General features: G+C 64.9%; 14 protein-coding genes. 3 read left to right on the top strand and 11 right to left on the bottom strand.

The annotated features are described in order from the left end of the window. The first annotated feature begins 64 nt into the window (after positions 1–64). Positions 65–1,321, top strand: a complete 1,257-nt coding sequence (locus tag HME9302_RS01715; protein WP_115365573.1) for an acetyl-CoA C-acetyltransferase — start codon at positions 65–67, stop codon at positions 1,319–1,321. Here HME9302_RS01715 and HME9302_RS01710 read toward each other — a convergent pair whose 3' ends face one another. The 11 genes from HME9302_RS01710 to HME9302_RS01660 form a co-directional block, all read right to left on the bottom strand. Next, positions 1,322–2,086: a 3'(2'),5'-bisphosphate nucleotidase CysQ gene (locus HME9302_RS01710; RefSeq protein ID WP_115365572.1), complete on the bottom strand. Its 765-nt coding sequence runs from the start codon at positions 2,084–2,086 to the stop codon at positions 1,322–1,324. It lies immediately after the preceding gene. Beyond that, positions 2,083–3,999 carry a sulfate adenylyltransferase subunit CysN gene (gene cysN, locus HME9302_RS01705; RefSeq protein ID WP_115365571.1) on the bottom strand — a complete coding sequence of 639 codons (1,917 nt, stop codon included), beginning with the start codon at positions 3,997–3,999 and terminating at the stop codon, positions 2,083–2,085. Before cysN ends, HME9302_RS01710 begins: the two co-directional genes overlap by 4 nt. Beyond that, complete coding sequence (gene cysD / locus HME9302_RS01700) at positions 3,999–4,928, bottom strand: sulfate adenylyltransferase subunit CysD (RefSeq protein WP_115365570.1); 930 nt, start codon at positions 4,926–4,928, stop codon at positions 3,999–4,001. The genes cysN and cysD overlap by 1 nt, the downstream gene beginning before the upstream one ends. 73 nt (positions 4,929–5,001) lie before the next feature. Next, complete coding sequence (locus HME9302_RS01695) at positions 5,002–5,760, bottom strand: sigma-70 family RNA polymerase sigma factor (protein ID WP_230079831.1); 759 nt, start codon at positions 5,758–5,760, stop codon at positions 5,002–5,004. Further along, the gene (locus HME9302_RS01690) at positions 5,757–7,817 is read right to left on the bottom strand and encodes a flagellar biosynthesis protein FlhA (protein WP_115367391.1); all 2,061 of its coding nucleotides are present in this window, start codon (positions 7,815–7,817) and stop codon (positions 5,757–5,759) included. The genes HME9302_RS01695 and HME9302_RS01690 overlap by 4 nt, the downstream gene beginning before the upstream one ends. A gap of 65 nt (positions 7,818–7,882) precedes the next feature. Beyond that, positions 7,883–8,902: a lysozyme family protein gene (locus HME9302_RS01685; protein WP_230079830.1), complete on the bottom strand. Its 1,020-nt coding sequence runs from the start codon at positions 8,900–8,902 to the stop codon at positions 7,883–7,885. A 70-nt stretch (positions 8,903–8,972) separates the two neighbouring features. After that, positions 8,973–9,335, bottom strand: coding sequence for a flagellar protein FlgN (locus HME9302_RS01680; RefSeq protein WP_230079829.1), 363 nt, complete (start codon positions 9,333–9,335; stop codon positions 8,973–8,975). Between the two features lie 2 nt (positions 9,336–9,337). Continuing rightward, positions 9,338–9,625 (bottom strand): flagellar biosynthesis anti-sigma factor FlgM, encoded by a 288-nt coding sequence (locus HME9302_RS01675; protein WP_230079828.1) that lies wholly within the window; start codon positions 9,623–9,625, stop codon positions 9,338–9,340. Positions 9,626–9,728: 103 nt separating this feature from the next. Next, entirely contained in the window at positions 9,729–10,301 is a 573-nt protein-coding gene (locus HME9302_RS01670; protein WP_115365569.1) for a flagella basal body P-ring formation protein FlgA, read from the bottom strand. Between the two features lie 23 nt (positions 10,302–10,324). Continuing rightward, positions 10,325–10,831, bottom strand: coding sequence for a hypothetical protein (locus HME9302_RS01665; RefSeq protein ID WP_147270743.1), 507 nt, complete (start codon positions 10,829–10,831; stop codon positions 10,325–10,327). Continuing rightward, positions 10,828–11,553, bottom strand: a complete 726-nt coding sequence (locus HME9302_RS01660; RefSeq protein WP_181815648.1) for a MotA/TolQ/ExbB proton channel family protein — start codon at positions 11,551–11,553, stop codon at positions 10,828–10,830. The genes HME9302_RS01665 and HME9302_RS01660 overlap by 4 nt, the downstream gene beginning before the upstream one ends. Positions 11,554–11,830: 277 nt before the next feature. Here HME9302_RS01660 and flgB point away from each other — a divergent pair, with 277 nt between their 5' ends. Further along, positions 11,831–12,178, top strand: a complete 348-nt coding sequence (gene flgB, locus HME9302_RS01655; protein ID WP_115365566.1) for a flagellar basal body rod protein FlgB — start codon at positions 11,831–11,833, stop codon at positions 12,176–12,178. Positions 12,179–12,180: 2 nt separating this feature from the next. After that, on the top strand, positions 12,181–12,594 hold the full coding sequence (gene flgC, locus HME9302_RS01650; RefSeq protein WP_407641303.1) for a flagellar basal body rod protein FlgC: 414 nt from the start codon (positions 12,181–12,183) through the stop codon (positions 12,592–12,594). Positions 12,595–12,606: the final 12 nt, after the last annotated feature.

Genomic DNA, 12,606 nt, shown 5'->3' with positions numbered 1-12,606 from the left:
GAAACCGAACCGGCTTCAACCCGTTCCAGCATCGACACACATCATTCTTGCAGGAGCTAACCCCATGGCCGAAGCCTATATCATTGACGCCGTCCGCACCCCTCGCGCCGTGGGCAAGCCCGGCAAGGGCGCGTATTCCGGCGTCCACCCGCAGCATCTGGCCAAGGCCGTCCTGGCCGCGATCCGCGACCGCAACGATCTCGACACGAAGGACGTGGACGACATCATTTGGGGCACGTCCAGCCAAGTAGGCGAGCAGGCGGGCGATCTGGGCCGCATGGCGGCGCTGGATGCCGGATACGACATTACAGCGAGCGGGGTCACGTTGGACCGCTATTGCGGCAGCGGCATCACTGCCACCGCACTGGCAGCGGCGCAGGTCATGTCGGGCATGGAAGACCTCGTCATTGCAGGCGGCACCGAGAGCATGAGCAAGGTTGCCGAGTTCCACGGCGGCGCGCAGCAGGCGGGCTTCAAGATGCCGTTCGGGATCGGGGCTGGCAACGAGACGCTGGATGCGGTCCACCCGCAAACTAACCAAGGCGTTGCCGCCGATGCCATCGCCGCGATGGAAGGCATCGACCGCAAGGCGCTGGAGGAACTGGGCGCAACCAGCCAGCAGCGCGCCGGGCGGGCGATCGAGGAAGGCCGGTTCGACAAGTCGCTGGTGACCGTGAAAAACGCGGACGGCGAAATTCTGCTCGACCGCGAGGAATACCCCCGCCCTGAAACCACGGTGGAAACGCTGGGCGAAATGAAGCCCGCATTCGGCAAGTTCTACGATTACCCCATCGCCGCCGACGGAACGACGTTTGCTGGCCAGATCAAGAAGAAATACCCCGATCTCGAATTCGAACCCGTACACCATGTCGGTACGTCGTCGGGTGTGGTCGATGGCGCGGCGGCGATCCTCCTCGCGTCGAAGGAATATGCCGACGCCCACGGCCTCAAACCACGCGCGCGCATCGTCGCCACTGCCAATGTCGGGGACGATCCCACGCTGATGCTGAACGCGCCGGTTCCGGCAGCGAAAAAGGTGCTGGCCAAGGCCGGCCTGACGAAAGACGATATCGACGTCTGGGAAATCAACGAGGCGTTTGCCGTGGTGGCGGAAAAGTTCATCCGCGATCTGGATCTCGACCGCGCGAAAGTGAACATCAATGGCGGCTCCATCGCGTTGGGCCATCCGATCGGCGCGACCGGCGCAATCCTGATCGGCACTGCGCTCGACGAGCTGGAACGCAGCGAAGGGCGCTATGCGCTGATCACCATGTGCGCAGCGGGTGGCATGGCGCCGGCCATCATTATCGAACGCGTGTAACTACTCAGATACGGGCAGGTCGCTGACGAGTTTCAGCACCTGCCCTGCCAGTTCGGGGCGGCAGATCAGCAGATCGGGCAGCCACGTTTCGCGGTGATTGTAGGTCAGCGGCGCGCCATCGATCCGGCTCGCATGCAGGCCATGGGCGAGCGCCACGGCGGCGGGCGCGCAATTGTCCCATTCGTACTGCCCGCCGGAATGCAGATAGATTTCCGCTTCGCCGCGAACGACCGCCATTGCCTTTGCCCCGGCGGAGCCCATGGGGATCAGGTCGCCGCCCATCGCTTCTGCAACCGCAACCGCTTCCTTTGCGGGACGGCTGCGGCTGACAAGAAAGCGCGGCGCGGCGTCGTATGGCTCCAGCGGTCGAACCTCGTCTGAACGCAAGACCGTACCGCCCGCCAGACCGGGTAGCGCAACCGCGCCAATCGTCGGCGCACCGTCCACGCTGAGCGCAACATGCACCGCCCAGTCGGACCGACCCTCGCCATATTCGCGGGTGCCATCCACCGGATCGACAATCCACACGCGCGACTTGGACAGGCGCGCTTCTGTATCCTTGCTTTCTTCGGACAGTATCCCGTCATCGGGCCGAGCCTCCCGCAATGCAGCGACGAGATACTCGTTCGCTCGCCGGTCCCCCTCATCCCCCAGCCCCCTGCCTTCCAGCCCGCTTTCCGCCCGAACACGCAGGGCGATCCGGCCCGCCTCATGCGCGAGATGCGCGGCCAGCGCCGCGTCGGACAGGTTGCCGAGCTTGCTCATTTCAGCGGGAGTATCTGCCGGATGATGTGCTCAGCGGCCTCGACGGGCGTCATCTCGACCGTGTTCACCCGGATTTCAGGCGTTTCGGGTGCTTCATACGGACTGTCGATGCCGGTGAAGTTTTTCAACTCACCCGCGCGTGCCTTCTTGTACAACCCCTTCACATCGCGCGCTTCGGCCACGTCCAGCGGGGTATCAACGAAGATTTCCACGAACTCGCCCTCCGGCAGCATGGCGCGCACCATATCGCGTTCGGCGCGGAAGGGGCTGATGAAGGCGGTAAGCACCACCAGCCCTGCATCGGTCATCAGCTTGGCGACTTCCCCGATGCGGCGAATGTTCTCGATCCTGTCGGCTTCGGTAAAGCCCAGATCCTTGTTCAGCCCGTGGCGCACATTATCGCCGTCGAGCAGGAAGGTATGCCGGTTCATCTGCGCCAGCAGCTTTTCCACCTCGTTGGCAATAGTCGATTTGCCGCTGCCCGAAAGGCCGGTGAACCATAGCAGGCGCGGCGTTTGGCTCTTCAGCGCGGCGTGATCCTCGCGGCCGATCGTGGTCGGCTGCCAATGGACGTTGTCCGCCCGGCGCAGGCTGAAATTCAGCATTCCGGCGGCGACCGTGCGGTTAGTGATCTTGTCCACCAGGATGAAGCCGCCCAACGTCTTCGAATGCACATAGGGCGCAAACACCAGCGGCTTGTCGGTATAGACTTCGGCCACGCCGATCGCGTTCAGGGCTAGCGTCTTGGCGGCAATGTGCTGCTCGTGCTCGATATCGATTTCGTATTTCGGTTCCTGCACCGTGGCGGTCACGGTCTGCGTCGCTAGCTTGAGCCAGTATCCGCGCCCCGGTTTCAGCGCCTCGTCATCCATCCAGACCAGCGTGGCCTCGAACTGGTCGGCGGTTTCGGGTGGAGCGTCGGCGGCGGCAATCACATCGCCTCGCGAACAATCGATCTCGTCCGCCATCGTCAGCGTGACGGACTGGCCCGCCACTGCCTCGTCCAGATCGCCATCCGCAGTCACGATGCGCGCCACCGTGCTAGTCTTGCCCGAGGGTACCACGCGCACCGTATCGCCGGGTTTCACCGATCCGCCAGCGATCAATCCCGCGAACCCGCGAAAATCCAAATCGGGTCGGTTCACCCACTGCACCGGCATGGCGAAAGGCTGCTGCTGCAAGGCAGAGGACGCCAGCTCCACGCTTTCCAGATGCCCGATCAGCGACGGCCCGTCATACCACGGCATGTTCGGCGAGGGCGTGGCGGTGATGTGGTCTCCGCGAAAACCCGACAGCGGGATGGCGGTCACGCCCTCCATACCCAGCTCATGCGCGAAGGTCCGGTATTGCGCCACGATATCGTCGAACACCGCGCGGTCGTATCCGACCAGATCCATCTTGTTCACTGCCAGCACCATGTGGCGAATGCCCAATAGCTGACACAGGAAGGTATGACGGCGCGTCTGTTTCAAAACACCCTTGCGCGCATCGATCAGGATCACCGCCAGATCGGCGGTCGATGCGCCGGTGACCATGTTGCGCGTATATTGTTCGTGCCCCGGCGTATCTGCCACGATGAACTTGCGCTTTTCGGTGGCGAAGAACCGGTAGGCGACGTCGATGGTGATGCCCTGTTCGCGCTCCGCCGCCAGCCCGTCCACTAAGAGCGCAAAGTCGATCTCCTGCCCTTGCGTACCGACCTTTTTGCTGTCGGATTCCAGCGCGGCGAGCTGGTCCTCGAACACCATCTTGCTGTCATATAGCAGCCGCCCGATCAGGGTGGACTTGCCGTCATCCACGCTGCCGCAGGTGATGAAGCGCAGCAGGCCCTTGTTCTGGTGTGCGTCGAGATAGGCGTCGATATCATCCGCAATCAGCGCATCTGTTTCGTAAGCGGAAGGGGCGTCGGCCATCAGAAATACCCCTCCTGCTTCTTCTTCTCCATGCCCGCCCCGCCTTCGTCCTTGTCGATGACGCGGCCCTGCCGTTCGCTGGTGGTGGTGAGCAGCATTTCCTGCACCACTTCGGAAAGATCGGAGGCCTCGCTTTCCACAGCGCCCGTCAGCGGGAAGCAGCCCAGCGTGCGGAAACGGATGGAGCGTTCGGTTATCTCGGGCCGGTAACCCAGCACCTGCTCCAGACGTTCCACATCGTCGGCCATGAACAGTCCGCCATCATGTTCAAACGTCGGGCGCGGCGCGGCGAAATACAGCGGCACGATGTCGATCCCTTCCGCCATGATGTATTGCCACACATCCAGTTCGGTCCAGTTGCTGATCGGGAACACGCGGATACTCTCGCCCCCACCCTTGCCGTTTCGGGGTGCCTTGCGCGCATTGTAGAGGTTCCACAGCTCCGGGCGCTGCGCTTTGGGGTCCCAGCCGTGACTGGCGGTGCGGAAGCTGAACACGCGTTCCTTGGCGCGGCTCTTTTCCTCGTCGCGCCGGGCCCCGCCGAATGCCGCATCGAAGCCATGGTGGTCGAGCGCCTGTTTCAACCCTTGCGTTTTCCACATGTCGGTATGCACCGCGCCATGATCGAACGGGTTGATGCCTTGCGCCGCCGCTTCGGGGTTCTGCCACACGAGCAACTCCATCCCCGCATCCGATGCGGCTTTCTCGCGCAGTGCATACATGTCGCGGAACTTCCACGTGGTATCGACATGCAGCAGCGGAAATGGGGGCGGTGCGGGGTAGAACGCCTTTTTCGCGAGGTGCAGCATGACCGCGCTGTCCTTGCCGACGGAATACATCATCACCGGATTGGCGGCCTCGGCCACCACCTCGCGCATGATGTGGATGGCTTCCGCTTCGAGGCGTTGGAGGTGGGTCAGCGCTAACATGGGCTGCCATGTAGCGGGGACGCCCTCGAAATATCACTTAGAAATTGTTGTCGCCATGAAGGCCAGCTTCGCCCTACCCGTCTTCCAGCAGATCGCGCGCGGCTTTCAGCGCCTGCGCCTTGATCTGGTGAACGCGCGGCACGCTCACTTCCAGCACTTCGGCGATTTCGGCAAGATTCAATTCTTCCACGAAATACAGTTGCAGCACCAGTTTCAGCCGGTCCGGCAAGGCGGCGATGGCCCCGGCCAGCCGGCTCGAATCCTCGATCTCGGCCAGCAGCGCGAAGGGGTCTGGCGTGTCATCGGCAAAGGCTTCGCTGCTGTCATCATAGGCTCCGTCCAGCTGTACGAGATGGGTTGCGGCACCATCATGCAGGATCACATCCGCCTCGCTCAATCCGCTTTGCGCGGCGAGTTCGGCCACATCCGGTGCCCGCCCGAGCTGCAATTCGAGCCTTGCGCGAGCATCGGCGATAATACGGCGGCGGCGCGCAGCGGTCCGGCCATCGGGCAGCAACTTTCGAACGATATCGAACATCGCCCCGCGCACGCGAATTTTGGCGTAGGCAGCAAAGCCATCTTCCGTAGGCGCATCATGACGGCGCGCGCATTCAGTGAGCGCAATCAGGCCTGCCTGGACCAGATCCTCCACTTCCAGCCCATCGCGGCCATTTCCGTAGATATGCCAGGCCGCGCGGCGTACCATGGGGAGGAACCTTCGCACGCGGTCCTCGACCAATGCGGCGTCGGCGCTGCTTGCGGTGTAGGCGGCCTTGGCAGGGGTGGGCCGGTCCGATGGGGGCCGGATGAATTGTGATTGTTCGTGCTTCAAGCCAAGGCCTCCAGCGGTTCTGATGTCCCGGTATTGGGCGGGGTCAATTCAGGCGTGCCGATGATTGCCGCCACTTCCACCGGCTGCGCGGCGGGCAATTCGGTGATGCTGAGCACCAGACAGCCGGGCGCGCGCTGGCGCAGCAGGCGGGCGACCGGGCGGCGCACGGGCGGCTGAACGATCATGGCCAGCGGGCCGCCCGCGCTCGCTTCAACCATTTCGGCAACGCGGTCCCCGATCATGCGCGCGCAATCGGGTTCGATCAGCGGCTGTCCGGTGGTGGGATCGATCATGCCGCCGAGGATCGCCGCTTCCAGCGATGCATCGAGCGTGACCACGGGTAACGGGGTGTCCGGCGGGCAGACCTGCGCCACCAGAAGCGCGCCCAGATCGGCGCGGACCCGGTCCACCAGCGCGTCGAAGTCCTGCGTCTGTTGCAGGCCCAGCGCAATGCTCGACAGGATCGGGAGCGGATGGCCGAGCGGTATGCCATCGGCCAGCATTCCGCGCAGCAGCCGTGTCAGCGCGGCAAGCGACAGCGGATCGGGATGAACCGCCTCGACCAGGCCCGGCGCTCGGTCCTTCACCGCGTCCAGGATGCCGCGCACTTCCTCCGGCCCCAACATCGCCTCGCCGCGGGTCGACAGAAGCTGGTTGAGATGCGTGGCGACAATGGTGCTGGGATCGACCACCAGATAGCCTTCCGCCACCGCCGTTTCGCGCTGTTCGGGCGGGATCCACAGGCCGGGACAGCCGAAGCTGGGATCGACTGCGGCTTGGCCATGCAAACTCGTCCGTCCGCCCACCTCGCCGGTGTCGATGGCCAGCACCTGCGCGGGTTTCAGCGACGCGCCGCCGACTGTCACACCGCCCAGCACGATGCGGTAGTCATTGGCCGGCAGGTCGAGCGAATCGCGCACGCGGAAACGCGGCACCACGAAGCCAAAGCCTTGGGAAAGCTGCTTGCGCACCCCTGTAATCCGAGCAACCAGCGGAGCGCTTTTCGCCTTGTCCACCAGATGGACGAGGCCGTAGCCCAGTTCGATAGTTACGAGCGTGTGGTCGCATACATCCTCGATGGCGATCTTTTCCGCGTCCACCGGCTCCGGCGCGGCTTCGACCTCCGCCGGCGTATTGGCCTTGCGGCGGAGATGCCAGACCAGCCAGAACACCAGGCCTGCGGCGGGCAGGAACACGGTTTGCGGCATGGCCGGGATCAGGCCCAGCGCGCCGAGCACCACGCCGACCGGCAACCAGGCGCGTGGATCGGAAAACTGTCCGCCGATCTGCCCTACCAGATTGCGGGTGTCGGATACGCGAGTGACGATGGCGGCTGCCGCGATTGACAACAGCAGCGCGGGAACCTGCGCCACCAGCGCGTCGCCCACGGCCAGCGTAACGTAAAATTCCGCCGCTTCGCCCGCGGTCAGATCGTGGCTGAGCATCCCCAGCGCGAAGCCCGCAATCAGGTTCACGCCCAGGATCAGCATGGCGGCAATCGCATCGCCCTTCACGAATTTGGACGTACCATCCATCGCGCCGTAGAAATCGGCTTCGGTGGATACTTCGATGCGGCGGGCGCGCGCTTCTTCCGCCGTCATCAGCCCAGCGGCAATATCAGCGTCGATTGCCATTTGCTTGCCCGGCAACGCATCGAGCGTGAAGCGGGCGGAGACTTCCGAAACGCGCCCTGCACCCTTCGTCACCACCACGAGGTTGATGATGAGGAGGATGATGAAGACGAACAGGCCGACCGCGAAATTGCCATCGACCAGGAACGCGCCGAAGCTTTCGATCACCTGCCCCGCCGCCGCGCCGCCCTTGTGGCCTTCGACCAGCACGATGCGGGTGGAGGCGACGTTAAGCGCCAGCCTGAGCAGGGTCGCGAACAGCAGCACGGATGGAAAGGCGCTGAAATCGAGCGGCTTGGTGGCGTTCAAGGCCGCCATCAGGATGGCGATGCTCAGCGCGATGTTGAGCACGAAAAACGCATCCAGCATGATCGACGGGATCGGCAGCACCATCAGCGTGATGAGCGCGAGGATACCCAGCGGCATGGCCAGTGCGGCGGGCGCGGCGCCGATACTAGGGCCGAATCGCGCTGTGAGGGTCTGAAGATTGCTCAAAGCCCGAACGCCTTGATCTGGCCGTAAGCGCGCGCGGTGCGGGCCTGTGCGGCGGGGGAGAAGGTGCTTGCGGAACTGCCGAAGCTGTCGGCGAGAATGTCGGACATCGCGCGTCTGCCCGCCGGCTCGGGCGCGTCAGGTGGCGTGAGCGCAGCGCGGCGGGGGGTGTAATTGCCAACGTCCGATGCGCTGGTCCGCGTGCCGCGCGCTTCAGCCTGCGCCACGGCGAACTCCTGCGGCAGGCTGGTGGGCACCGGGCCAGAACCGAGCGTTTGCGCGGCGAATGCGGGCGCGGGTTTGCCCTCCATCGCGCGGGTGATCTTCGCCTCGAACAGCTGCATCACCTCGCCGACCGAACGCGGCGCACCGCTGCGTTCGTAGAAGATACCGCGATTGGCGGCGGCTGGGCGTGGCAGGATGGCGGCAGCAGATGTATCGGGCGACTCGCGCAGCGTTTGGAAGAATTGCGACGCCCCGCCCGCACCCAGGAAATGCGCGACATACAGCTCGCTCGGCCCCGGTTCGCGGCCCAGCACCGGCGTCAGCGCGGCGCGGTTGTCCGACGCCAGCGCGCCCGCCATCAGTGCGGATGCCTGCGGATCGAAGCGCAGCGCCATGATGGAGGCACGCTGCGACGGATCGGCAACGCGGGCGCGGCCCGAACTGGTGTCGATGGCCGAAGACATATTGCCCAGCCCCAGCCGCTCGCCATGGCGGCCCAACGTTTCCAGCCAGGTGCTGTCGATGAACTGGTACAGGCCCGATGCGCTGGATGTGCGCGCCTTGGCGCTTGGGTCGAGGCTGGATTCCAGCTTCGCCTGCGCCAGCAGGTAGTCGAAATCCATTCCCGTCCGGTTGGCGGCGCGGGCGATGGCATCGCGCGTTGGCGAAGCGGGCGCGGGCGACGGCGCAGGTGCGGATGTGGCGGAGGAGACAGGCGACCCGGCGTTACGGCCGAAAACCGCTCCACGAATGGGCGGTGTTCCCAACAATCCCATGAAACTGGCTTCGCTCACGAGTGGCATCCCCTGCATCGCCCCGGATGGGGCCTGCGAGGGGTTCAGCAAGCATCATGCCAAATTAAGGTCAGGCGCGCTGGAGCACCATTGCGGCGTTTGGCGAGGTATACAGCCCGGGGCTGCCCGACAGCGCATCCAGCCGCGCGGCCACATTGGTGGCCAGCAGGTTGCGAATGCGGCGGTTGGTCTCGTTTTTCTGGGCGGCGGCCCGCACCAAGGCGCGCCCTTCCTCGTCCAGCGAGCCGGGAATTGCGCCTGCTAGCACGCTGCAAAGCAAATCCTTGCGGTCCGCCGCGCTGGTGATCCCGTCGCGGTCTAGTCCGGCAAGCGACTGCCGCTCCGCTTCCAAGGCGGCAACCATCTGCCGGAGATTGTCGTTCAGCGTGGCGGGCGCGTTCGCATTGCCAGTTTGGGACGCGGGGGATTCCATGGTCACTCTCCGGAACTCAGCATCAGCTTGGCCGCGATAACGGCGTCGGCGATTTCGGTGGGAAGGATCGGGTAATTGCCTTGCTGCAGCGCGCTTCGGATCTGTGCCACGCGGTCGCCATCGACCGGCGGCTGGCTTGCGCTCAGACCGACCGAGGCTTCGACCGTCACGCCGCCATCATCGCTGCGGGCGTGGTTGGTTGCCGTATCTGGGCGCGGTGCTGCGGGCTGGCCGCCCGGATCACGGATAGGGAGCGAGGCGGTTATCTTGGTCATGTCGAAGGACGACATCATCGTTCTCCTTGAACGGTATGGGTTTCAGGTTTCAAACCCTAGAACGGCAGCGATTGCGAAAACTTAAGCAATAAAATTGCGCGTGGTTTCAACACGCTGATTACCCGAGCGGGATTTCCAGCAATCCGGGGCGCACGATCCGGCCGCGCATTTCGTCGCGGTTGCCGGTGGTCCGGCGCCCGGCAGCAGCGGTGGGCCGCACGCGGATCCAGTTGCCCGCCATGCCGTCCTCCAGCGCCTCACCCTGGCGGCTGATGGAAAAACCGCGCCCCTTGATGGTCATGGTCACCACTTCGCCGCGCTTGACGACGGGCTCGTCGCGGGCGGCAATGCTGCGGGCCGCACCGGGACGCTGGGCCGCGCCGTTGCTGCCCCCGGTGACGGCCACGAAGATGCGCCAGCCGCGCGGGTCCGGGCATTCCACGCGCACGGTATCGCGGCGCGGCGTATGCCAGTCAAGCGTGGGCGCGCTGCTGCACCGGGCCAGCCGCAAGCGGCGATCGACGGGGTCTTTCGCACCGCCAAGCGCACCGATCGGCGCGCCGGTAAAGCTTGCCACCGCCGCATCGATCGCGGCCGGATCGGTAAAGCCCGATTGCGCGCTGAGCGGGGCGGCGAGCGGCGCGGATAGCAGGCCTAAAGCGGCAAGGCTGACAGTTATAATGCGGGACATTGCGGTTTCTCCAACGGGAACGGCTAGTCCCGCAGTGCCTGCAAGGGCTGTGCCATATTTAAAGCCGCAGCATGTGGAGCCGCCGCCAGTTGCAGCCCATGCGCCGCCCCCGCCTCTTCGGGATCGGCATCGAAGGAGAACACTGCCGCCACAGTGTAATGTCCGGCAGGCCGCAGCACGATCCGGCTGGCATGGCCCTGCGCCTGCGCGCTGCGCGCCATCGCGCCTGCCGCCGCCCATGCCTGTTCCTGCGTGGCGGGCGTGTAACTGCCGGTGATAGTCAGCCGCTCGCGCGGGTCGCGCTGCTGCATCGCCAACCAGTCGGCAAAGGGCGGCGCATCGAGAGACGCGCGATAGACCGCCGCCGGATCCCCGGAAACGAGATGCGGTGCAGGCGGGGCAATTGTCTGCTTCAAGGGTGCTACCGCCCCGCTCCTTTCGCCGGCCAACGCAGTGGCGGTGGACAGGAACAGGATCAGCGACAAATCCGCCAGCAACACCTGCCAGTTCTGACCGCCTGGCATACTCATGCCGCATCGCCCATCGGAGTAAGCGCTGCCGCTCGGTCAGCTTGCGGCTGCGGAACCGCCCCGCTTGCCGGATGCGGCGTCAGGGCCGGAGCCGTCTGCTCCGCCAGCCAGTCGATCAATTGCTGGCGGGCAGCTTCCTCGCGTTCCCCGCGCCGTTCCAGCATCCGGGCGAGCGGATAGAACAGGAGATGCGCGGCGAGCAGGCCGTACAGCGTGGTCAACACAGCTGTCGCGACGGTTGCCATCAGGGCCACGCCGTCCGGCCCGCCCCCTGTTCCCGTGCTTAGGCCCTCAGCTGGCATCTGGCTCAACGCGAACAGCGTGCCCGCCAATCCGAATACGGGAGCGAGATCGCCCGCCTGCCCGACCACCCGCAACGCCGCATCGCGCGCCTGTTGCCGCCGCTTGATATAGCGTTGATGGGTTGCCAGCAGCGCGCCAAGCGATCGGTCGTGGACCAGCGCATCGGTGGCCTCGGCAATCTCGCTATCGGCCACCGTACAGGGCGGCGCGCGCAAGATGCCGTCGTGCCGGATCGCCTCCACCTGCGGCGCAAGCGCGGCGCGGGTCGCGGTATAATCGAAGCGGGTCCGCCGGGTCTTCGCCAGTTCGCGCCACAGCGCGGCGATGTCACCCGGACCGCAGCGCAGCAGCACGGCGAGCAGCGTGCCGCCCAGCACCAGCGCCGCGCTGAGCGGATCGACCAGCGCAGGCCAGTTCATCGGGCAAATCCTGTTCGGGGAATATCCATGCAGTCCAGAACGGACATCACGCGCCGGGTTTAAGCCCATCAACCAACCGGGCGGCGTTTTCCTGCCGGGGGCGGCAAACGCTTGCCGCCCGATCTGCCGCCCGCTTCTCGCTCGATCCTCTTATCGCCCGCAAACCCGCACAGGTGCGTCCTTCCGGCAAAACTGGCACGCCCTTTGCTTACCATTCACGCGACGACCCACGCCGCCCGCTTTCAATCAGCGGACCCGTAACCACAGGAGATACGCGATGAGTGACAGATTGTTCGGCATCCACGGCGCGGCCCTGGAATTGCGGTCGCAGCGGATGGGGATGCTGACATCCAACATCGCCAATGCCGCCACGCCCGGTTACAAGGCGAAGGATATCGACTTCGCCGCCGCACTGGATGCGCGCGTCGCGGGGGCTGACGTTGCCCGCTCCACCGATGCCGCCACCCGTTACCGCGTACCGGTCATGGCGACGATGGACGGCAACACCGTGGAACTCGCCAACGAACAGATGGCCTTTGCCGAAAATGCGGTCGCCTATTCGGCCACGCTGTCCTTCCTCGAAGGGCGCGTGAACAATATCAAACGCGCGCTGAAGGGGGACTGATCGTGCCTGTTTCCGCGCCGCCCACCAACATCTTCAACGTCGTTCAGCGCGGCATGTCCGCGCAGATGGTGCGCATGAATGCTGCTGCGTCAAACCTTGCCAATGCAGGGTCCGTCGCCGGCAGCGAGGAGGAGGCCTACCGCCCCTTGCGCGCCGTGTTCGCCGAAGATTCCGACCGCCGCACCGGGCTTTCCTCTGTGTCTGTGCAGTCTGTCACGCGCGCCGATGTCGCGCCTGTCAAACGCCACGAACCCGGCCATCCGCTGGCCGACGCAAACGGCGATATCTGGGCCAGCCCAGTCAGCGAAACCGCCGAGATGGTCGAGATGATGGAATCCGCCCGCCAATACCAGAACCTGGTCGAGGCGATGCAGACCGCCAAGCAACTGATGCTCGACACGATGCGCATGAAATAGCGTGAACAATAC

Source organism: Alteripontixanthobacter maritimus, assembly GCF_003340475.1.
GTDB lineage: Bacteria > Pseudomonadota > Alphaproteobacteria > Sphingomonadales > Sphingomonadaceae > Alteripontixanthobacter > Alteripontixanthobacter maritimus.
The sequence above is the reverse complement of the archived record's forward strand: the minus strand, read 5'-3'. Positions and strand labels throughout refer to the sequence as shown.

What these genes read in the sequence shown, in the direction of transcription:
- HME9302_RS01715 (WP_115365573.1), top strand. Translation starts at nt 65, where the DNA reads ATGGCCGAAGCCTATATCATTGACGCCGTCCGCACCCCTCGCGCCGTG.
- HME9302_RS01710 (WP_115365572.1), bottom strand. Translation starts at nt 2,086, where the DNA reads ATGAGCAAGCTCGGCAACCTGTCCGACGCGGCGCTGGCCGCGCATCTC.
- cysN (WP_115365571.1), bottom strand. Translation starts at nt 3,999, where the DNA reads ATGGCCGACGCCCCTTCCGCTTACGAAACAGATGCGCTGATTGCGGAT.
- cysD (WP_115365570.1), bottom strand. Translation starts at nt 4,928, where the DNA reads ATGTTAGCGCTGACCCACCTCCAACGCCTCGAAGCGGAAGCCATCCAC.
- HME9302_RS01690 (WP_115367391.1), bottom strand. Translation starts at nt 7,817, where the DNA reads ATGCCGCTGGGTATCCTCGCGCTCATCACGCTGATGGTGCTGCCGATC.
- HME9302_RS01680 (WP_230079829.1), bottom strand. Translation starts at nt 9,335, where the DNA reads ATGGAATCCCCCGCGTCCCAAACTGGCAATGCGAACGCGCCCGCCACG.
- HME9302_RS01675 (WP_230079828.1), bottom strand. Translation starts at nt 9,625, where the DNA reads ATGTCGTCCTTCGACATGACCAAGATAACCGCCTCGCTCCCTATCCGT.
- HME9302_RS01670 (WP_115365569.1), bottom strand. Translation starts at nt 10,301, where the DNA reads ATGTCCCGCATTATAACTGTCAGCCTTGCCGCTTTAGGCCTGCTATCC.
- HME9302_RS01665 (WP_147270743.1), bottom strand. Translation starts at nt 10,831, where the DNA reads ATGAGTATGCCAGGCGGTCAGAACTGGCAGGTGTTGCTGGCGGATTTG.
- HME9302_RS01660 (WP_181815648.1), bottom strand. Translation starts at nt 11,553, where the DNA reads ATGAACTGGCCTGCGCTGGTCGATCCGCTCAGCGCGGCGCTGGTGCTG.
- flgB (WP_115365566.1), top strand. Translation starts at nt 11,831, where the DNA reads ATGAGTGACAGATTGTTCGGCATCCACGGCGCGGCCCTGGAATTGCGG.